We start from the raw sequence: 17,543 nt of genomic DNA, 5'->3' as shown, positions 1-17,543 counted from the left end.
TACCATTGATCGCTTGTTATTTGACCGCTCCAGGATAAAGCGCGTTCGAGATTGCAAGCAGACCTTGCGTAATCCGCGGGCCTGGACGGGACAGCAAATTGCCGTCAACGCCGATTACCTGCTTGTCTTTCACCGCTTTAATCTGGTCCCAACCCGTGCGGCTGTAGATCAACTGATCGATCGTTTTGCCGCTGTCGTTGTCCATTCCGTCCAGCGTATACATAATAACGTCCGGGTTGTCGGCGACGATTCGCTCCTCATTGATCTGATACCAGCCTGCCACATCCGACGCGATATTGATGCCGCCTGCCAGCGTGATGAGTTCATCCATGAACTCGCCGCTGCCGACCGTCCAGCCCGGCGAGAACTCGATGTACATTTTCTTCTTATCCTTAACGGTCGCCGCCGCATCCTTCACCTTCTGGATGTCCGCATTCATCTGTCCGACCAGCGCTTCCGCTTCCGGCTGTTTATCCGTGATTTGACCCAATAACAGAATCTCGCTCAGCACATCGTCCACCGATTTCGGATTCGACGCGAACACCTTCAGACCAAGCGAGTTCAGATGCTCGAGCGCCTCTTCGCTGATCGAGATGCCGGACACGACAAGGTCAGATCCCGCAGCGACGATCGCTTCTGCATTAGGCTCGACTACGCCGCCGACTTTTGTTTTGCTCTTCGCCTCCTCCGGATAGTCATCGTAGTCCGATACGCCTACGATCCGGTCGTTCAAGCCGAGCGCGAACAACATTTCCGTCTCTGCCGGCGAAGTCGATACAATTTTCTCAGGCGCTTTCTCGAACGTGATTTCTTTGCCCGATGCGTCCTTCACCGTAAGCGGATAGACCGTGCTCTTGGCTTGCTCTGTCTGTTCTTGTGAAGTTTCTGACGTCGCGTTCGAAACCGCATCCGCGTTCCCTTTGGTTTCCGTGCTCTTGTCCGCTCCGCATGCCGCCAACATCACAGCTAGCATAGCTGACATCAAAACTAGTAAAATACGTTGCATTCTTCTCTTCCCCTTACCGATTGTAATGGCGAGAATGCGCACAGTCCGATCCATTTTCATGAAAGGCCATACAACGAAAAAAACCTTGTCTCCATAAGGAAACAAGGCGATACAAATCAGGAAAATAAACAAGCAAACAGACAAAAGCGTCTGCCCTGATCGACCGATCCTTTCCGCGAAGGAGCTTCATTGGCGTACCGATTAGGCAGGTCTCCTGGCTTACGGGTTCATGACTTCCTCGCCTTCCCATTCGATAACGAACAGTGGCACTTCGAGGTCGTCCCCGTATTACAGTGGCGGGACCGCACCGGATTTGCACCGGTTTCCCTTTTAACCCTGCGCAGTCCCCTTGAGCGCTAACAGCTCTTGAAGACCGACAAGGCACCTAATGGCATAAAAATATGATGGTTTTACGCAAAATCTCCCACTCATTATAACCGAGACTTGCGCAACTGGGAAGGCGGTTCGGCCGATTGACAAGCAATTGTAACATGCCGGTCCAAATTCATATTCTCTTCTCCTATCGAACTAAAGCGACGACATCATCTTCTATTAAATACCATACAGCTAGAGCGTCATCGCCTGCCCATATCGAGCTAGGAAAGCTTCCTTCTCCTTATAATCGGGCATAATGCTCCCAATGAGCCGCCAGAAGGAGCGGTCGTGATTCATATGCTTGAGATGGCATAGCTCATGCACGATGACATAGTCGATCACATCGACCGGAGCCATGGCTAGACGATAGTTGAACGTTAGCTGTTTACTCGAGCTGCAGCTGCCCCATTTGGTCGCCGACTCGACGATTTCGATCGATTTGGGCATCAGCTTCAACTGTCGCTGGTATCCCGTAATTCGTTCCAGAACAACCTTCTTGCAGCTGGCAAAATAAAACTTCCTTAGCCGCAGTCGAAGCTCCTCCTCGCTTGCTGCCGCTGTATCAATCAGTTCATCGAGCGTGTAATAGCGGCCGAGGTGAAGGAATTTGCCATGATCCTCATACTCTCGGATATGCGACACATCGCGCGCCCGCTCGATTGCATCAAGCTGCGCCGCGATCTGCTTCCCATATTGCTGCACGGCGCGCACGATCAGCTCTTCGCTGGTGCCGTTCGGCGCCTTCACGGTAACCAATCCCGTCGGGTCGACATGGATGGATAACTTGTTCCGCTGTCCATAGGACACGTGGAATTGTATGATTCGTTCATCTTGTTGAATATGCATAGGCCCTATTATAGCGCAAAAGCTGCGACGACGGGTAGCGGCTGTGCGTGCAGTAGAAATCCGTCTACCGATGCAGCCTCCGTGCCAATCAATCTGACGAGGACGAAGACGATGCAGCTACTACAGATGCCGTTGCCGCCGCCGTCATTGCCGCCTCCTGAGCGATCAGAATGTTCGTCAAGCTCGTGCTGAGCGTCGTAAACGAGACACGGCTGGACAGCTCTTGCACATGCTGATACGCGACCAAAGCAGTGCAGTAGAGCAGAAGCTCGGGTTCTGTGACGGACCATCTGCCGAACCCCTTCTGCGTCCGCAGCCATTCGAACGTTTGCACCAGATTCTCGACAAGCTCGCCATCCTCACTAGGAAGCAGCGCCAGTACACCTATGGACGACAACGTATCTGATCGATCCATCTTGATTCCCCTGGAACGAAAAGCATCTTTCAGCCTCAGCACCCGCGCTGCCGGCTCCTCATCTCCCGCTCCTAGCACCAGCACCTGGGTTAAGGCTTGCAAGGCATTGCCTCGGCGCAGCTCAGATTTCAATTCGGTGTAGAACTGCTCCATTCGAGCGGTTCCCGCTTCGACCTCAATATCCGACAGCGCCAGCATGGCGGCATAGATATAGTCATCCTGCCCCGTCAGGTAAGGATGATTCGATTTCATCGCGGTGTAGAAAGCCTTGGCTCTTGCGACCACATCCGCGAATTGATCCTTCGTGGAATGGGCAGCAATCTGGTACGCAGCGACCGGGAGGTAAGGCGATGACCGGAACTTCACATTTTTCAACAGATCAAAGACATCCAGTGCATGAAGCAGACGCGTATCGGGCTCATCGGAGAGCGCTAGCTGAGCAGCAAAACTAACGTTGCCTCTGAACGAAGAAAACATGCCTGTGTTCTTCTTGATTCGATCCATATTGTCCTTAATGGCGGCTATATCGACTTGTTTATCCTCGACGGCATACAACAGTGCGGCCAACCGGTTCACCATGCCATGATGCCAGGCGAATCCCTTCTTCATCGCGCCAGCGTTCTCCACGAACAACGAGAGCCGTTCTCTATTCTCCTTCATGCTCTATTCTCCTCTATAAGCGAATAAGTCCTTGGAATCATTTTACAATTGCAATATTCTATGTACAATATTAACTGGAATTTTCCAATTTGAAACCATGCATTAGTCGGGAGGAAGTGACGGTATGAAGAAACAATGGATTGCAGCCGGAGCCGCGGCTATTCTGCTAGCGAGCACCAGCGCTGGCGTATATGCAGGTACGAAGCTTCAACAGATCAAAGCGTATTTGGACCCTTCGATGAAATTCAAGGTGGATGGGAAGCCGTTTCAACCTCAGAACGACAAAGGCGCCGCTCTAGCCCCAATTTCCTACAACAACAGCACCTATCTTCCTGTACGGGCCATTTCCAAGGCATTAGGCGTTGCCATTGAATATGACGGCAAGACCAATACGATTCTGCTCGGCGAGAAGGTCGATGGCATTCCGATCGCCGACAGCTTCGGCAGCGATCATCGCACGAAGGATCCTGAGCTGACGAGTTACAACGGCAAAGATTACAAGGATGTTTTCTTCAACAATCTAAGCGGCAATCGATCCAGCAGCTTCATGCTCTATCCGAAGGGCAAATACCAGAAGCTGTACCTGCAAGTAGCGGCGATCGGCAAAGACATCGAGCGATTCTTCGTACAGGACTCAGACACTTCCATCGACCTCGAGATCGATACGGTTGCCGTCAGCGAAGGGTTGAAAACGTTCGAGATTAACATTAGCGGCGTAGAGGAATTGTATATTTACGCGGATGTAAAAGACGGCGGCAGCATGTTCGTTCCGCTGACGACTTCTTACTACAAGTAAACTTAGGTGCAAGCTAAAAGCCCTGTCCATTGGACAGGGCTTCTATAGTTGGCTGTTACTCGACGTGGCGCTATTTATTATTCTTAGGGTCAAGCGTATCCCGAAGCGCGTCTCCAATGAAGTTGATGGACAATACCGTAATAATGATGAGCACGCCCGGCGGAATCCATAACCAGGATTGGCTGAGCAATACGGTAAGCGATTGAGCGCTTGCCAGCATATTGCCCCAGCTTGGCGTAGGCGGCTGAACGCCAAGTCCGAGGAAGCTCAGTGCCGCTTCGTCGAGAATGGCTAACGCTACGCCGGAAGTCGCGTAGATCAGAATCGGCGCTACCGTATTCGGAAGAATATGCTGGAACAGAATACGCGGCATACGGAAGCCAAGCACGACGCTTGCCTTTACATAGTCCATCTGCTTAATCGATAACACGTTGCCTCTAACGAGACGAGCGACGCCCGGCCAGCCGAGCACACCTAAGATCAGAATAATATTCAGCAGACCCGGCCCCACAATGCTGGATACGACCAGAATAAGCATGATATAAGGGAACGACATGAAGATGTCCGTAATCCGCATAATAATGCCGTCAATCCAGCCGCCAATATATCCGGAAATCAGTCCGAGAACCGTCCCGATGGCAGCGGAGATCGCCACTGCACCGATGCCGACGGCTAACGAAACTCTTGCCGCATAAATGAGACGGCTGAGCATATCCCGTCCGACCAAATCTGTCCCGAGCGGATGCTTCCAGGAAGGCCCTTCCCCGAAGGAATCGGTTACGGTCGTTGGCGCATAGGCCGTTATGAATGGGGCAAGCACTGCGCACAATGCAATGATGCATAACGCGAAGAACCCCGCTACCGCCAGCTTATGGCGCTTGAAGCGAATCAGGAACATGCCCTTGGAGCTGCCGTCACGTTCAGTCCATACTAGATCGCTGCCAACTGCGGGCTCCGATCGCCGAATGAAATACCGCTTGAATAGATTCATGATTTGGCCGCTCCTTGATAGCTGTATTTGATTCTAGGATCGACCAAGGCATATAGAACGTCCGTCAACAAATTGGCGAGAATGACGACGAAAGCCGCTACAAGATTAAGTCCCATAATCGTGGAGTAATCACGGCTCATAATCGAAGACAGCGTCAACTGCCCGATGCCCGGCCAGGAGAAAATCTGTTCAATGACGACCGCGCCTCCGAACAGTATCGGAATCTCCATGCCCAGCACCGTTACAATCGGAATCAATGCATTGCGCATTGCATGGCGGTTAACGACAAGGAATTCTCTTAATCCCTTGGCACGCGCGGTTCGCAGATACTCCTGCCCCATAATCTCCAGCATGCTCGATCGTACGTAACGAACGTTTCGTCCCGCAACGCTAGCTGTCAGCACGATAACAGGCAGGATCATATGCCGCAATACATCCGCCACTCCTCCGCTGCCGCCCAACTCGGTCATGCCGCTGGAAGGAAGCCAATGCAGCTGAAGCGAGAATACATAGATGAGACCCAGACCCAAGAAGAAGCTGGGAACCGATATGCCCAAGAACGATCCCGTCATTGCCGTATAGTCGAGCTTGGAATATTGTCTCGTCGCGCTTAGAACGCCAAGCGGAATCGCAATCGCTACACCAAGGACAAGCGCCGTTCCCATCAGCAGTACGGTTGGCCCCATATGGCTCCATATCATCTTCGTTACGGACTCATACGTAATCATGGAATAGCCTAGGTCCCCGTGAAGTACGAGGTTCTTCAGCCAGTGATAATATTGGACGTATACGGGCGAGTTGAGCCCCAGCTCAACCTTCTTCGCTTCGATCGCCGCAGCAGGAAGCTTCGGACTGACGAGCATGTCGATAGGACTGCCCGGCGCCATTCTCATAATGATAAAGTTGATGATCGTTACCCCGAACAGAACCGGAATGGCAATCAGGATCCGTCGTATTACGTAATTAAGCAAAACAAACACCCCGGATCTTCATCAATAATTATTCGCATCGTCCTGAAGTACAGCTCGCGCGTTGTGCCGAAGCCGCGGATTGGCGATCGGGAAGGCACCCAGCAGCTTCTTCGTATAGGGATGTTGCGGGTTACGGAACAGCTCTTCCGCCGTCCCGATCTCCACGATCTTCCCCATATACATGACCGCAATTCGATCGCTCATGTATTTGACTGCGCCCAGACCGTGGGCAATAAACAAATACGTAAGGTTCAACTCTTGCTGCAGATCCTTCAGCAGATTCATGACCTGCGCTTGAATGGATACATCCAGCGCAGACACCGGCTCATCGCACACGATCAGCTTCGGCCGCAGCGACAAAGCCCGGGCAATACCGACCCGCTGCCGCTGGCCGCCTGAGAATTCATGCGGATACCGGTGTTTGCTCGTCCGTGGAAGCCCTACGATCTCAAGCAGCCGGTCGACTTCCGACGACACTTCGCTCTTCGGCACAATACGGTGCACGAGCAATGGTTCAGCGAGAAGATCTTCGATCGACTTGCGGGGGTTCAATGATGAATACGGATCTTGGAACACAATTTGCAGCTTCGATCGAAAACTTGTCATCTCCCGATTAGACAAAGAGGAGATCTCCGTTCCTTCGAACAAAATCCGCCCCTCCGTCGGCTTCTCAAGCCCAACGATGGAGCGGCCGATCGTCGACTTGCCGCAGCCGGATTCTCCGACCAACCCGAGGGTTTCGCCTGGCATAATCGTTAGGTCGACGCCATCTACCGCTTTAATGCTGCTAACCGCGCGGTTGAGCAACCCCTTGCGGATCGGATAGTGCTTCTTCAGTCCTTCAACAACAAGCAGTGGGACTGAGGGGTTGCTGGCAGCCTCGTAATTATTCATGAGCTTCCTCCCGATTGTCGCTGCTTGCTACCGCTTCTGCTTCCCAGCAGCGAGTCCAATGTCCCTGCTGCGTCGCTTCAAGCGTCGGCGGATGGCTGAGACAGTGTTCAGTTGCATATGAGCAGCGATTATGGAACCGACACCCCTCCAATGACTGGTACATCGTCGGAACGGACCCAGGAATGGATACTAACCTTGCATCTTTATCCGCATCCAGATGGAGAACGGACCTTAGCAAACCTTGTGTGTAGGGATGACCGGGACGATCGAACAACGTAAAGACGTCCGTCTCCTCGACCACTTGCCCCGCATACATAACGAGTACGCGATCGGCGATTTCGGCAACGACGCCTAGATCATGCGTAATGAGGATAATCGACGTGTCCGCTTCCGCGCACAGCTCCTTCATCAGCCGGATGATCTGCGCCTGGACCGTAACATCCAGTGCCGTCGTCGGTTCGTCCGCGATAAGCACCTTCGGCTTGCATGCGAGCGCCATTGCAATCATGACACGTTGTCTCATACCGCCTGACAAGGCGAACGGATAGTCCTTCATTATTCGCTCAGGACGCGGCAGGCCAACCTTCCTAAGCATCTCGACCGCGCTTGCGCTAGCTTGCTTCTTATCTTGATCGGTATGAAGCCGGATCGCTTCGATCATCTGGTATCCAATCGTAAAGACCGGATTGAGCGAAGTCATCGGCTCTTGAAAAATCATAGAGATCCGATTGCCTCGGATCCCCTGCATCTGCTTCTCATTCAGTTCCAACAGGCTCGCGCCGTCCAGAACGATGTCTCCATGATCGATGCGGCTGTTCTTGCCTAACAGCCGCATGATGGATAGTGCCGTAACGCTTTTGCCGCAGCCGGATTCGCCTACGATAGCCAATACTTCCCCAGCCTTCAGCGAGAAGCTCACATCGTCGACGCTAACGACTTGCCCTCGGTCCGTCTCGAATACCGTCCGTAATTGACTGACATCTAGAACGTTCTCTATTGTGACTACCCCCTTACTGACGGATTCGCCGGCTTGACGAAAGTTTATTTAACATCCCACTCATTGACGTTAATGAACATACCGAAGTCTTTCGGCGTTGCGCCCGTTACTCGATTGTTCACAGCGCCCAGCGCTTTCGTTGCATAAATCGATGGCATCGGCACATCTTGCGCTACGATTTGCTGCAGCTTCGCGTAATCCGATTTGATCTTCGCTTCGTCCGTCTCTGCGCCCAAGGAAGCCAGAATTTGCTCCGCTTCAGCGTTCTTGTAACCGCTCGGATTGCCTTCATTCAAGAAGTACGCAATGTCCGGCAGCGGGTTGATCGGCGTCAAGGATACCGTCAGAATGCCCAGGTCATAATCCATCTTCACCAGCTTGTCGATCAGCGTTGCGAGGTCCAGCATTTGAATTTTGACAGGGATGCCTACTGCGTTCAGGTTCTCAGCAATAATATTGGATGCCTGCTCGAGCGTCGCATCGCCGGAAAGCACCGACAGCGTCAACGTCTTGCCCGATTTCCAACCCGATTCTTGCAGCAGGCTCTTCGCTTTCTCCGGATCGTATGCAACCGGCTGTACCGTCTCGTCACGATATGGGCTGTAGCTTGTGAAGTAACCGTCTACAACCTCGCCCGCACCCTTCAGCAGCTTATCGACGATCTGACCGCGGTTCATCGCATAGGAGATCGCTTGTCTCTGCTTCGCGTCCGGCACAACTTTCTCGTTAATGTACATGAATTGCGTTGCAATCGGCGGTCCATCTACCGTCGTTACGCTGTTCAGACCTTTGACCTTCTCATAGTCGTTGATCGGGATAACGCCAGCAGAAGGAATGTTCATATCAATCTCGCCGCTCTGAAGTTGAGTGGAGATCGCGGAGCCTTGCAGCACTTTGAAGTTCAATTGCTCCAGCTTCGGAGCGCCCTTGAAGTAATCTTTGTTCGCTTCCATCGTAACGTAGTGATCGCGATCGATGCTTGTCAGCTTGAACGGACCGCTCGTTACCGTTGGTTTCTGCATGAAATCGCTCTTGTTGATGTCTGCAGGCGCAATATCCTTCAATGCGGATTGCGGCAGCGTCATTAGGTTTCTTCCGATCGTATCTTTAAAGATGTTAAGCGTCGTCGGTGCTTTGGTCGTGAGCGTGAGCGTATGCTCATCAACCTTCTTCACGCCAGCGATGTCGGCCGTTCCTTCTGGCAGGTAGCCGGAATCATCAAGACCTTCAATAATGGCGAACATATACGCGTAGTTGGAAGCAACAGCCGTGTTTGTCATCAGCTTCAGTGTAAAAATAACATCGTCAGCCGTTACAGGCGTTCCGTCCGTCCATTTGGCTTGTTCGTTCAACTTAACCGTGAATGTCTTGTTGTCTGTCGTCTCAATCGAGTCCGCCAGCATCGGCTTGTACGTCAGATCCGAATCAAGCTCCACCAGCGGCGGGAACATGAGTCCTGCAACATAAGTGGATACCAGACCTACTGGAGCGAGCGGGTTGATGCCGCTTGGCGCATAAGTTACTCCAATATTGACGACCTTCTTGCCGTCCGATGCAGACGTGCTGCCCGTTTCTGCGTTATTGCTGTCCGTATCGCTGCCGCCGCAAGCAGTCAACATCACTAAGAGAGCAGCGAACACTAGCATTAACGACATCTTCATGCCTTTTCTAGTAAACATGGTTACAACTCCTTATATTAATCCTATTAATCTTATTGGCTTTATCTGAGTATCGAATGTTTTTGAAGATTTGTCAATATACATCGAAGTTTGTCGAATATATGTCAAAAAAAGAGGACGGGTGACATTCCCCCGTCATAACCTCTATCATTGAATGAATGAGACAAGCTTAACGATGAACGACTTGTTTTTCTCCTGCCTTCACTTCGAAGGGCAGACGGTTATGCCGTGGCGGAATCGGGCAGTTAAAGTGATGCGAGAAGGCACAAGACGGCAGGAATGCCCGATTGAAGTCAAGAACGACGGACCCGTCGCTATTAACCGTAACCAATACCATACGCCCCAGTCCATACGTTTCTTGACCATTCGTCAGGTCACCGAAGATGATGATGAGCGATTCACCCGATGCGAAAGGCGTCATACGGTAGGAAACGCCTGCAACCTCAAACTGGATATCGCCCGGTGACTGATGATGACGCAAGCTGCCCTCTTGATCGGCAATATGAGCGAAGGAAGCCGTCTGACCCTGCTCGCCTGCAACATAAGTGCCTTCGATTACCCACGCCGGGTCATACGGGTAGGCCGAGATCGATTCGAAGCTTTGCACCGCATCAATCCGCGTATCCCATACCGCCAGCAGATGCTCGGATCCAGGCTGCTCTGTCGCCATTGCACTCCGCGTTTCCGAGAATTGCACGACCGTCACATCCGTCTCCAGCGTGATGGTGCCCTCGACTGGACGGCCATCTATGGCAATGCCATCCGAGATTGACGCCGTCAACTGGAGTCCGGAGTTCGCCGATGTACGAGGAGCCCATAGGCCCGGTATGCCATCGATACGTGCTGGTCCCTGGATATTCTGAAGAAGAATCAATGCCAGATCACCTTGGGGACCAATGACCGATTGATGGCGATAGGCTCTCCATTCCTCTAGCGGCATCATCGTTAGGCACCCTCTCTAACAACGAAGTCGACTAACTTGCGAATGAAAGCATCATGCTCTTCAATGAACGGCATATGTCCGCTCTCCTCGAACACGATCAGCTCCGATTGCGGAATCAATTGGTGCATTTCCTCGGATTGAGACACCGGCGTAATCCAATCATAGCGGGCAGCTACAATCAGCACAGGCATTGAGAGGGCTGGAAGCTTCGGCCGTACATCATATTGGGGTATGAAGTGCTTGAACGTGTAATTCGCAACCTCAAGCGATCCAATCGGACGATTGCCGGTCTCCATCATCAACTGCTCATCCTTCACGTGGAAGTACAGCGGGAAGTTGATATCCCACCACGCGATGAGCTGCTCCTCATTCTCGACTCGACCCTCGAACAACTCAGGGATAACGCGAAGCTGCTCCGGCGTTGCGACCCGACTAGCGAACTCAAGCGCTGCAGGATAGAACTCCTTGCTCGGTGCTGTGCAGATAAGCAGAAGCTTCTCCAGGGAAGCCGGATAGCGGCTTGCGTACACTTGCGCGACCATTCCTCCGAACGAATGACCAAGCAAATGAATGCGATCGAAGCCCAAGTAAATCCGCAGCGCTTCAATATCGTCAGCTAATTGCTCTAACGTACAAGTGGCCGGATCAACTCTCTCCGATTGTCCATTGCTGCGCAGGTCTAAGTATACGATTTGCATATGTTCAATCAGCGGCGTCAACCAAGGCTTGAAGTCGGAGTGATCGCTTCCCGGACCGCCATGAACGGCGAATAAAACCGGACGCTTCACCATAGAGCTTCCCACTGGTACATAGCCGGATCCTTCAACATCAAAGTACAAACGGGTTCCATTCACAGTTGCAAACAAAAGATGCACACCTCTATTCATTCTAAATAAGATTATTCTTTCACAATTATCCATGGCGAATTCATATAGGTCAACAAAGGTATATTAAGATAATGTAACATTATAATTAGTGAATAAACTAGCTATACACTTTATTTGGGAATAATTATAATAAAACCCGATCGTTTATGATCGGGTTTTATTTTTTACAAGCCACCGTCCAACTACAATTTTATATCATCAAATATACAATTCCTGAATAACGTATCTCGTTAATTGTTAAGCAGATAGAATAGGCCGATATGAACCGCATTGTGAAAATAGAAAGGGGCTGTCCCAAACGTCATACGAGATGACAGTTGGGACAGCCCCCATTGCGCTGGCTAGCGATTATTTCGCTGCTGCTGCGGAAGTTCTTACTTGCTCGTTTGCTTTCAGAGCGTCAAGGATGATGCGGCCAAAGCCGCTGCCCTTCACGACTTCTTTAATATCGGGTTTCGCTGGATACATAGTTTGTCACCTCCTTTACTTAATATCCGGTTATAAGGTGTCGAGTCTTAAATACCGCCTTAGATCATCGCATGCTGACTCGTACACAGCCACTAATCGGCCATTGCTCTCCCTCTCGCCTATTCGCTTAGCAAACTTGGCGTACAATCGGTTGAGATAGCCATGGTCTGCTCGCACATGGAGTCGGACTGAGCGAACATCCTTGACCTCCTCTATAACTTGACGCAGCCAATCTCCGAAGCCTCTATAAAAAGCGTAGCCGCTGCGATATGCGGGCGATACAATGCTAGATTCTATAAATACCGTATCCTGATCTGCCTCGTAACGATATTGAATAAAGCCCTGCAGCTTACCATTCTCGTCATCAAACAAATGAATCCGACTCTCGTGCAATGAGACAACCAGATGCACAATCGCCTCTTGAAAAGGATAATGTTCGTCAAACTCGTGGCTGTGCTCGATATAGTAGCTGGCGAATCTCGCATAATCCTTATCCCGCTTGCATGGTGTCGCGTAGAGACGTCCCACTACTCATTCCTCCTTGCTCTAACGCAGTGTCATGGCAATTTGCGCTTGAACTTTGCCAAGTAGCCGTTTAGCTTATCCAGCGCAACCCGGTACTCGATGACCGACTCCCCTATGCTTGTCCGCTCGGCAAACTTCCCGAAGAGCCTTGTCGTATAGTCATCCGTCCCCGTCCAAAATACTAGCTCCGATACCTCTTCGCCCAGCTCGTTCAAATGCTCCGCAAGTGTATGCAGCCCTTGAAGGAACAATTTCGTGCATCTATGCGTCTCTGCTAGGTAAGCAACCTGAAGCTGTACAATATGTCGATCCTCATAGTTACCTTCGCCAGTGCCGTGGATATAGCTGAATGCACCAACAGCTTCCCCATCGTCATCCAAGCACAAGAAGCCTTCATTCTCCATAAGAATGGGACTCGCAATAAAGCCGAACGCGACAGGAAAAGGAAACGGCAGTCTTAAACCCTCATAATGAGTCAACAAAAAGTCGATGTACTTCCGTTGATACATCTCGGTCGCACAAACGGCAAACGATTCGTACATAGCGTCCAAACTCCTATTTCTTTTGTACCATTATAGGGTATTTTTACCTCGTTGACTATTAATTCCGTTAATATTTTCCTATCTTTTTTTCTACTATCCGTCACATAAACGAGATATTCCAAGATAGCAAAAACCCCGACCTAATGCGGTCGGGGTTGGTAGTGATTTCGAAATATTACGTTGATAGGACTCAAGCGCCAATCAAGGATGCGGAACTTCAACGCCGTTAAGGACGAGTCTATAGCTGATATCAGCTTTCAGCGAGTCGGACACGGCGCAATACTTCTTGCTGCCCATATCGATCGCTTTCCACACCCGATAGTCTGGAATGTCTCCGTCGATCCGGAAGATTAGTTCGATAGCCGTAAAGCTCGTCGGCGTTTCTTCCTTGCGGGCGCCGTCGGCCTCAATGTCGATATGTTTGATTGAATCAAGGAATTGATTCAGAATCATCGTGACGTCAATGCCGATGCAGCCGGCCAGACCTGCCAGCACCAGCTCCATAGGCGTAGCGCCCTTGCCGTCGCCTCCGTACGCAGGAGTAGCGTCCATCTGGACTGGGTAGCCGGAATCTCCGACCGAAGTAAACAAACGTTTGCCGTTCCAAGTCGTCATCACTTTCATAGGTTGTAACCCGCTTTCATTCGTATGATTAATGCTTATTGAGCTGATTTAAGAACTTTCTTGCCCTGTCCGATCGTGGATTGTTGAAGAAAATGTCCGGTTCCTGTTCCTCCACAATCAGCCCGCCGTCCATGAATACGACCCGGTTAGCCACCTGCCGCGCAAACTTCATCTCATGGGTAACGACCACCATCGTCATGCCTTCCTTGGCCAGCTGCTTCATGACCTCAAGCACTTCGCCAACGAGCTCAGGGTCAAGCGCCGAGGTCGGCTCATCGAATAGCATGACGGAAGGTTTCATCGCAAGCGCACGCGCAATAGCAACGCGCTGCTGCTGTCCGCCGGATAACCGGGAAGGATATTCGTCCCGTTTGCCCGCCAGACCGACCCGCTCCAGCATTTGCATGCCGATAAGCTCTGCTTCCTTCCGCTGCATCTTCTTAACGACCAGAAGCGACTCGATCACATTGCCAAGCACCGTTTTGTGCGGATACAGATTGAATTGTTGAAACACCATTCCCGTATTGCGACGAATCTCATTGAAACGCGCTTTCTTCTTGCTGGCCGGCATAGCGGAATCCACTTGAATGCCATTGACTTCCACCGATCCGCCAGTAAGCTGCTCCAACCCGTTCAGGCAGCGCAGCAAAGTGCTCTTGCCAGACCCGCTTGGTCCAAGAAGGACGACGATTTCTTGCGCCGCGACTTTCAGATCAATGCTTCTCAACACTTCGACGCTAGCAAAGGACTTCGACAGTCCGTTCGTTTGTATCATCATTCGGTACACGCCCCGATATTAATAAACTTTGGACAGCCGTTTCTCGATGGATTCCAGAATGGCTGAGAATACGGTGCTCATCACCCAATACATCGCCGCAATCCCTAGATAGAACGGCATGTACACATAATACTGGGCAACCAGCAGCTGAGCGGATCTGAGCAGCTCCGTTACCGTAATGACGGAGACAAGCGTCGTCTCCTTGAGCATCCCGATAAACGTGTTGCCGATCGGTGCGATCGCCACTCGTGCAGCTTGTGGAAAGACAATCCTTCTGAGCGCTTGCCACGATGTCATTCCCGTCGCATAGGCTGCTTCGGTCTGCCCCTTCGGAATCGATTGAATCGCGCCACGGAACGTCTCGGACAAATAGGCGCTCACATTAATGCTTAATGCCACGAACGCCGCAGTGAGCGGCCCGAGCGTAATGCCGTAATCCACAAGCCCGTAATAAACGATAAGAAGCTGAACGAAAGCCGGCGTGCCGCGAATGATCGATACATAAAAGCGTGCCAGCCAGCGAATTGGACGGTTCCCCTTCAACCGGGCAATGGCGATGATCATGCCGAGGATGAGCCCGAAGAACATGGATACAACAGTGACCAGCAGCGTATAGTAGGCACCCTTGAGCAAGAAGGGCATGTTATCCCATAGAAGGCTCATGAACACTCAAATCCCCTTTTTCTAATCGCAGGGCCATGACGTTAGCAACGTCATGACCCTAAACCTTCCCGCTTCTTATTCCGAGGCTGGCTCTTCGCCGAACCACTTTTTGAAAATCGTATTGTACGCGCCATCCGCCTTCATATCCGTAAGCGCCTTATTGATGGCTTCGAGAAGTTCTGTGTTGCCCTTGTTGACGGCAACGCCCGCTTCGTCGGATTTGATCGGTTCTCCAACTGCTTTAATCTTGAAGCCATTCTTATCGACAATCGGTTTCAATGCATACAGGTTGTTGATCGTGCCGTCGATTCGGCCTGAATCCAGGTCCTGAAGCGAAGTAATGACATCATCGTAAGTCTTGATCGTAAAGTCGCCAACTTGAGGCAGCACTTCATTGCGCAGGTAGGACTCGTCGTTCGTGCCAAGGCCTACTCCGATATTTTTACCCTTGAAATCTTCAAGTTTCGTGATTGCAGTATTGTTCTCTTGAACGATAATCTTCACGTCATTGCGGATATAAGGCTGCGAGAAATTAACTTGCTCTTTACGCTCGTCAGTGATCGTCACCTGGCTAATGATCGCATCGATCTTGTCCGCCTTCAGGCTAGGAATCAGACCGGAGAAATCTTGCGGAGCGAATTCAACCTCGACACCGATGCGCTTCGCAATTTCTTTCGCGATATCAGCGTCGAAGCCGTCCATTTCTTTGTTATCATTCAGGAAATTGTAAGGGGCGTACGTACCCATTAAACCTACTTTAATGATGCCGGCTTTCTTCACTTGGTCCAGCTTATCCGAGCCACCGGATTTAGAGCCGCAAGCGGTGATCACGAGTGCGAACAACATGACGACAGATACGGTGAGAAACAACGATTTTTTCGATTTATTCAACATTGAGATTTCCCTCTCCCCATTTTATCTATATATCGATTCTTTATATCCAAGCGTAACTTGCATGTACGGGTGCACTAGATGCCAAGCAATCCGAAGAACTCAAATCGGGCCGTCTCATAAGCTAGCTGTCCGGCCGACTTCGACGTGATACTCTCCGATGGAACGATTCGGAACAACCACCGCGAGATGATGCCTTCGATCAAGCTCATGATGAGCGCTGCCCTTATCTCGGCGTCGATCTCTTCAGGGAGCATGCCCAGCTCAATGGCACGACGAATGTTCTGAACGAACGCATTCTCCATTGCTGCTCGAGTCTCAGCAATTGCCTGCCGCACGGCTTCGGCTACGCCTCCTCCGCCTCCAAGCAGCAGTTCCATTAACGCAGCATTCGATTCTGCGAATTGAAACAGCCTGGTCAACAGCGCTTCCGACGCTTGAACCATATCCTGCACAGTCCCTATATCTCGACGATAGCCTTGAGCAATGACGTCCAGAAGTTGTTGCCGTCCTTCCTTCACAATCTCAAGCGCGACCGCTTCCTTGCTCTTGAAGTACCAGTAGAAGGTCCCTTGCGCTACGCCGGCTTCAGCGACAATATCCGATATCTTCGTAGCATGATACCCATCCTTCGCGAACCGCCTAAGCGCAATCTGCATCACAAGTTCTCTTCGCTCATTGGCGTTTGATGAGTCGTTTTCTCCGCTCATTCGTCTCTCCACTCCACCCGACTGACTCGTCAGTCAGTTAGTTTTTTTAAATCCTATCGGATTTATAAAGTATTGTCAAGTTGACTTATGTACAACGAGTCGTGCGAGCGCCTACCGTCGTCCTACTCTAGCAGCATTAGTTTTCATCATCGATGGGCAATTTATCCGCCTGCAACCGTCGTATAAAAAAGCTCAAATAAAAATCCACAACCTCATTCAGCTGCGGATCTCTATTTGAGCTTAGGCTTACTGATCTCTAGTGGGGAAGTTCACATTCACTGCTTACTCTGGATAGGGCTCGTATTGACAACCACTGCCAGCATTTTCTCGTCCCTGACCATCTCGGATTGGCATATGGAGCATACGGGAACGCTGGAGAAAACAAAATTATCTCTCATCCATCCACGACAGTTTTCATCTGTACAAGACCATATGGGCGTTGACACTTGCGGTATATCTTCAGTCGGTCTTTTTCGAGAATAATACAATTGTGCATCCCTCTTTCTCTCCTTGGAATAGATGAAGCGATAAAAAATGCCCCAAACGAAATGTTCGTTCGGGGCCTGCTTGAAGTCCTAACCTACAGTTTTACAACGTTCTCGGCTTGTGGACCGCGGTTGCCTTGCACGATGTTGAACTCAACGCGTTGGCCTTCATCCAAAGATTTATAGCCGTCGCCAGTGATTGCGCTGAAATGTACGAATACATCGCCGCCGCCCTCTACTTCAATAAAACCGAAACCTTTTTCTGCATTGAACCATTTCACTGTACCTTTTTCCAATTGAATGACCACCTTCATTTATATTTACATGACCTTCTTATTCGAGGAGAAATAAAAAATTCACATATCGTACAAGGTTATTGCCTCAAAGAAATAACCCT

Annotated in this window: 20 protein-coding genes and 1 riboswitch; of the genes, 1 reads left to right on the top strand and 19 read right to left on the bottom strand. The window is 50.8% G+C overall.

Features of this window, described 5'->3' with window-relative positions; all coding sequences use genetic code 11:
- Nucleotides 1–16: 16 nt before the first annotated feature.
- The 3 genes from SBI19_RS11630 to SBI19_RS11620 form a co-directional block, all read right to left on the bottom strand.
- Entirely contained in the window at nucleotides 17–1,006 is a 990-nt protein-coding gene (locus SBI19_RS11630) for an ABC transporter substrate-binding protein (protein ID WP_317968193.1), read from the bottom strand.
- A gap of 187 nt (nucleotides 1,007–1,193) precedes the next feature.
- A riboswitch (cobalamin riboswitch) is annotated at nucleotides 1,194–1,410 on the bottom strand.
- Nucleotides 1,411–1,573: 163 nt separating this feature from the next.
- Nucleotides 1,574–2,227, bottom strand: a complete 654-nt coding sequence (locus tag SBI19_RS11625; protein ID WP_317968191.1) for a M48 family metallopeptidase — start codon at nucleotides 2,225–2,227, stop codon at nucleotides 1,574–1,576.
- A gap of 88 nt (nucleotides 2,228–2,315) precedes the next feature.
- On the bottom strand, nucleotides 2,316–3,302 hold the full coding sequence (locus tag SBI19_RS11620) for a DUF4003 family protein (RefSeq protein WP_317968189.1): 987 nt from the start codon (nucleotides 3,300–3,302) through the stop codon (nucleotides 2,316–2,318).
- A 124-nt stretch (nucleotides 3,303–3,426) separates the two neighbouring features.
- On the opposite strand from SBI19_RS11620, the gene SBI19_RS11615 reads away from it, so the two are divergent.
- Nucleotides 3,427–4,098: a stalk domain-containing protein gene (locus tag SBI19_RS11615; RefSeq protein ID WP_317968187.1), complete on the top strand. Its 672-nt coding sequence runs from the start codon at nucleotides 3,427–3,429 to the stop codon at nucleotides 4,096–4,098.
- A gap of 70 nt (nucleotides 4,099–4,168) precedes the next feature.
- Here SBI19_RS11615 and opp4C read toward each other — a convergent pair whose 3' ends face one another.
- The 16 genes from opp4C to cspD all read right to left on the bottom strand — a co-directional run bounded on the left by opp4C (nucleotide 4,169) and on the right by cspD (nucleotide 17,442).
- The gene (gene opp4C, locus SBI19_RS11610; protein WP_317968185.1) at nucleotides 4,169–5,089 is read right to left on the bottom strand and encodes an oligopeptide ABC transporter permease; all 921 of its coding nucleotides are present in this window, start codon (nucleotides 5,087–5,089) and stop codon (nucleotides 4,169–4,171) included.
- Entirely contained in the window at nucleotides 5,086–6,060 is a 975-nt protein-coding gene (locus SBI19_RS11605; RefSeq protein WP_317968183.1) for an ABC transporter permease, read from the bottom strand. Before SBI19_RS11605 ends, opp4C begins: the two co-directional genes overlap by 4 nt.
- Nucleotides 6,061–6,081: 21 nt before the next feature.
- Nucleotides 6,082–6,954: an ABC transporter ATP-binding protein gene (locus SBI19_RS11600; protein ID WP_317968181.1), complete on the bottom strand. Its 873-nt coding sequence runs from the start codon at nucleotides 6,952–6,954 to the stop codon at nucleotides 6,082–6,084.
- On the bottom strand, nucleotides 6,947–7,951 hold the full coding sequence (locus tag SBI19_RS11595; protein WP_317968275.1) for an ABC transporter ATP-binding protein: 1,005 nt from the start codon (nucleotides 7,949–7,951) through the stop codon (nucleotides 6,947–6,949). Before SBI19_RS11595 ends, SBI19_RS11600 begins: the two co-directional genes overlap by 8 nt.
- A 44-nt stretch (nucleotides 7,952–7,995) precedes the next feature.
- The gene (locus SBI19_RS11590) at nucleotides 7,996–9,630 is read right to left on the bottom strand and encodes an ABC transporter substrate-binding protein (protein ID WP_317968179.1); all 1,635 of its coding nucleotides are present in this window, start codon (nucleotides 9,628–9,630) and stop codon (nucleotides 7,996–7,998) included.
- A 169-nt stretch (nucleotides 9,631–9,799) separates the two neighbouring features.
- Nucleotides 9,800–10,573 (bottom strand): DUF1684 domain-containing protein, encoded by a 774-nt coding sequence (locus SBI19_RS11585; protein WP_317968177.1) that lies wholly within the window; start codon nucleotides 10,571–10,573, stop codon nucleotides 9,800–9,802.
- Nucleotides 10,574–10,575: 2 nt separating this feature from the next.
- Nucleotides 10,576–11,439: an alpha/beta fold hydrolase gene (locus SBI19_RS11580; protein ID WP_317968175.1), complete on the bottom strand. Its 864-nt coding sequence runs from the start codon at nucleotides 11,437–11,439 to the stop codon at nucleotides 10,576–10,578.
- 519 nt (nucleotides 11,440–11,958) lie between these two features.
- Nucleotides 11,959–12,456: a GNAT family N-acetyltransferase gene (locus SBI19_RS11575; RefSeq protein WP_317968173.1), complete on the bottom strand. Its 498-nt coding sequence runs from the start codon at nucleotides 12,454–12,456 to the stop codon at nucleotides 11,959–11,961.
- A 29-nt stretch (nucleotides 12,457–12,485) separates the two neighbouring features.
- Nucleotides 12,486–12,995, bottom strand: coding sequence for a hypothetical protein (locus SBI19_RS11570; RefSeq protein WP_317968171.1), 510 nt, complete (start codon nucleotides 12,993–12,995; stop codon nucleotides 12,486–12,488).
- Between the two features lie 201 nt (nucleotides 12,996–13,196).
- Entirely contained in the window at nucleotides 13,197–13,619 is a 423-nt protein-coding gene (locus SBI19_RS11565; protein ID WP_317968169.1) for an OsmC family protein, read from the bottom strand.
- Between the two features lie 28 nt (nucleotides 13,620–13,647).
- On the bottom strand, nucleotides 13,648–14,394 hold the full coding sequence (locus SBI19_RS11560) for an amino acid ABC transporter ATP-binding protein (protein ID WP_317968273.1): 747 nt from the start codon (nucleotides 14,392–14,394) through the stop codon (nucleotides 13,648–13,650).
- 21 nt (nucleotides 14,395–14,415) lie between these two features.
- Entirely contained in the window at nucleotides 14,416–15,060 is a 645-nt protein-coding gene (locus tag SBI19_RS11555) for an amino acid ABC transporter permease (protein ID WP_317968167.1), read from the bottom strand.
- A 75-nt stretch (nucleotides 15,061–15,135) separates the two neighbouring features.
- Entirely contained in the window at nucleotides 15,136–15,954 is an 819-nt protein-coding gene (locus SBI19_RS11550) for a substrate-binding periplasmic protein (protein ID WP_317968165.1), read from the bottom strand.
- Nucleotides 15,955–16,028: 74 nt separating this feature from the next.
- Complete coding sequence (locus SBI19_RS11545; RefSeq protein ID WP_317968163.1) at nucleotides 16,029–16,661, bottom strand: TetR/AcrR family transcriptional regulator; 633 nt, start codon at nucleotides 16,659–16,661, stop codon at nucleotides 16,029–16,031.
- A 275-nt stretch (nucleotides 16,662–16,936) separates the two neighbouring features.
- On the bottom strand, nucleotides 16,937–17,149 hold the full coding sequence (locus SBI19_RS11540; RefSeq protein ID WP_317968161.1) for a cold-shock protein: 213 nt from the start codon (nucleotides 17,147–17,149) through the stop codon (nucleotides 16,937–16,939).
- 92 nt (nucleotides 17,150–17,241) lie between these two features.
- A complete protein-coding gene (cspD, locus tag SBI19_RS11535) occupies nucleotides 17,242–17,442 on the bottom strand; it encodes a cold-shock protein CspD (RefSeq protein ID WP_317968159.1) in 201 nt (66 codons plus the stop codon).
- Nucleotides 17,443–17,543 lie beyond the last annotated feature (101 nt).

The organism is Paenibacillus sp. CCS19, assembly GCF_033239625.1.
In the GTDB taxonomy this organism is placed as follows: domain Bacteria; phylum Bacillota; class Bacilli; order Paenibacillales; family Paenibacillaceae; genus Paenibacillus_T.
Note: the sequence above shows the minus strand (reverse complement) of the source record. Positions and strands in the feature narration are given on the sequence as shown.

Bases quoted from the DNA above. Each gene is read 5' to 3' on its own strand.
- SBI19_RS11585 (WP_317968177.1), bottom strand. From the start codon at position 10,573: ATGATGCCGCTAGAGGAATGGAGAGCCTATCGCCATCAATCGGTCATT.
- SBI19_RS11615 (WP_317968187.1), top strand. From the start codon at position 3,427: ATGAAGAAACAATGGATTGCAGCCGGAGCCGCGGCTATTCTGCTAGCG.
- SBI19_RS11570 (WP_317968171.1), bottom strand. From the start codon at position 12,995: ATGTACGAATCGTTTGCCGTTTGTGCGACCGAGATGTATCAACGGAAG.
- SBI19_RS11560 (WP_317968273.1), bottom strand. From the start codon at position 14,394: ATGATACAAACGAACGGACTGTCGAAGTCCTTTGCTAGCGTCGAAGTG.
- SBI19_RS11590 (WP_317968179.1), bottom strand. From the start codon at position 9,630: ATGTTTACTAGAAAAGGCATGAAGATGTCGTTAATGCTAGTGTTCGCT.
- opp4C (WP_317968185.1), bottom strand. From the start codon at position 5,089: ATGAATCTATTCAAGCGGTATTTCATTCGGCGATCGGAGCCCGCAGTT.
- SBI19_RS11550 (WP_317968165.1), bottom strand. From the start codon at position 15,954: ATGTTGAATAAATCGAAAAAATCGTTGTTTCTCACCGTATCTGTCGTC.
- SBI19_RS11620 (WP_317968189.1), bottom strand. From the start codon at position 3,302: ATGAAGGAGAATAGAGAACGGCTCTCGTTGTTCGTGGAGAACGCTGGC.
- SBI19_RS11630 (WP_317968193.1), bottom strand. From the start codon at position 1,006: ATGCAACGTATTTTACTAGTTTTGATGTCAGCTATGCTAGCTGTGATG.
- SBI19_RS11555 (WP_317968167.1), bottom strand. From the start codon at position 15,060: ATGAGCCTTCTATGGGATAACATGCCCTTCTTGCTCAAGGGTGCCTAC.
- SBI19_RS11600 (WP_317968181.1), bottom strand. From the start codon at position 6,954: ATGAATAATTACGAGGCTGCCAGCAACCCCTCAGTCCCACTGCTTGTT.
- SBI19_RS11545 (WP_317968163.1), bottom strand. From the start codon at position 16,661: ATGAGCGGAGAAAACGACTCATCAAACGCCAATGAGCGAAGAGAACTT.
- SBI19_RS11565 (WP_317968169.1), bottom strand. From the start codon at position 13,619: ATGAAAGTGATGACGACTTGGAACGGCAAACGTTTGTTTACTTCGGTC.
- SBI19_RS11625 (WP_317968191.1), bottom strand. From the start codon at position 2,227: ATGCATATTCAACAAGATGAACGAATCATACAATTCCACGTGTCCTAT.